The organism is Shewanella sp. UCD-KL12, from assembly GCF_001957125.1.
GTDB lineage: Bacteria > Pseudomonadota > Gammaproteobacteria > Enterobacterales > Shewanellaceae > Shewanella.
In genome coordinates this window covers 1-694 of sequence record NZ_MPHJ01000052.1, presented here as the reverse complement: position 1 = coordinate 694, position 694 = coordinate 1, and the positions used below count along the sequence as shown (strand labels likewise).

Here is a 694-nt window from a genome sequence, read left to right as displayed (position 1 = left end):
ATAATGCGCTCCCACTGACACGGCAAACCAGCCTTCTTAAACAGAAGCTGAAACCCAGTCAGGGCAACAAGTAAGCTAATTAATTTCCTCGTTTTAAACGTTTGAAATTAAATTTTTAAAAGCACTTGACGCCAACAACGGGAAGTGTAGAATACGCCTCCTCAAGCCAGCGACCTAGCGTCAACGGCGGTGCTACTTAGCGCCACGTTCTTTAACAATACGAAACAAGAAATCTGTGTGGACATTCACAGGTGTTGAGTTATTCGAAATTGCTTCTTAGGAAGCAATCAAAAATTTACTCAATGAATGAATGTTCATAGATTCGAACTTAGTTCGAGTCACTTATATAAACAGTATAATTCATTGAGCCGTTCTTCATCCTTAATCGGGTGAGAACAACAAAACTTTAATTGAAGAGTTTGATCATGGCTCAGATTGAACGCTGGCGGCAGGCCTAACACATGCAAGTCGAGCGGAAACAGGAAGGTGCTTGCACCTTTGCTGTCGAGCGGCGGACGGGTGAGTAATGCCTAGATATCTGCCTAGTCGTGGGGGATAACAGTTGGAAACGACTGCTAATACCGCATACGCCCTACGGGGGAAAGGAGGGGACCTTCGGGCCTTTCGCGATTAGATGAGTCTAGGTGGGATTAGCTAGTAGGTAAGGTAATGGCTTACCTAGGCGACGATCCCT

1 rRNA gene is annotated in these 694 nt (G+C 45.2%); it reads left to right on the top strand.

Annotated elements, in window-relative coordinates:
- Positions 1-407: 407 nt before the first annotated feature.
- Positions 408-694: ribosomal RNA gene (locus tag BM736_RS24790) — 16S ribosomal RNA — on the top strand; the annotation flags it as partial.